The sequence below is a fragment of the Fibrobacter sp. genome (assembly GCA_024399065.1).
Taxonomy (GTDB): Bacteria; Fibrobacterota; Fibrobacteria; order Fibrobacterales; family Fibrobacteraceae; genus Fibrobacter.
In genome coordinates this window covers 1-1,209 of record JAKSIB010000105.1, presented here as the reverse complement: position 1 = coordinate 1,209, position 1,209 = coordinate 1, and the positions used below count along the sequence as shown (strand labels likewise).

Here is a 1,209-nt window from a genome sequence, read left to right as displayed (position 1 = left end):
CTTTTAGGAGGCGACCGCCCCAGTCAAACTGCCCACCTAACAATGTCCCCTGACTCGATTCAGAGCCACAGGTTAGAATTCCAGCACCTCAAGAGTGGTATCCCAAGGTTGACTCCATCAAGGCTGACGCCCTGACTTCCCAGTCTCCCACCTATCCTGTACATGAAATACCGAAATTCAATATTAAGCTACAGTGAAGCTCCATGGGGTCTTTCCGTCTAGTCGCGGGTAACCGGCATCTTCACCGGTACTACAATTTCGCCGGGTAGGTTGTTGAGACAGTGCCCAAATCGTTACACCATTCGTGCGGGTCAGAACTTACCTGACAAGGAATTTCGCTACCTTAGGACCGTTATAGTTACGGCCGCCGTTTACCGGGGCTTCAATTCAGAGCTCTCACTCCTCCTCTTAACCTTCCGGCACCGGGCAGGTGTCACCCCATATACGTCATCTTTCGATTTAGCATAGAGCTGTGTTTTTGCTAAACAGTCGCTTGGGCCTATTCTCTGCGGCTCTTTTCAGAGCACCCCTTCTCCCTAAGTTACGGGGTCAACTTGCCGAGTTCCTTAACAACCCTTCTCCCGCTGGCCTTGGAATCTTCTTCCTGTCTACCTGTGTCGGTTTGTGGTACGGGCTCCATCTTCTATACACACAGCTTTTCTCGCCTTCTTCCAAACTTACTTCCCGCTTACGCAGTCCCTTACGACCGGGGCAACCAACGCCCGGCTAAGCCCTTCAAAAGTGTCCCTGTGCTTAAATTGATGGAGGCTACGGAATTTCTACCGTATGTGCATCGGCTACGCCTTTCGGCCTCGCCTTAGCCCCCGGCTTACTAGAAGCGGACGAACCTGCCTTCTAAAACCTTAGACTTTCGGCCATTATGATTCTCACATAATTCTCGCTACTCATTCCGGCATTCTCACTTGTGTAAAGTCCACCACCGCTTACGCTATGACTTCACCCCTTACACAACGCTCCCCTACCCCTGACAGTATCCTGTCAAGCCCAAGCTTCGGTACAGATTTTAGCCCCGTTGAATTTTCGGCGCAGAGTCACTCGACCAGTGAGCTATTACGCACTCTTTTAATGAGTGGCTGCTTCTAAGCCAACATCCTGGTTGTCTGTGCAACTCCACATCCTTCTCCACTTAAATCTATTTCGGGACCTTAGCTGTGGGTCTGGGCTGTTTCCCTTTTGACCACGAGACTT

General features: G+C 51.0%; 1 rRNA gene. It reads right to left on the bottom strand.

What is annotated here, in order from left to right:
* Nucleotides 1-1,209: ribosomal RNA gene (locus MJZ25_16665) — 23S ribosomal RNA — on the bottom strand; the annotation flags it as partial.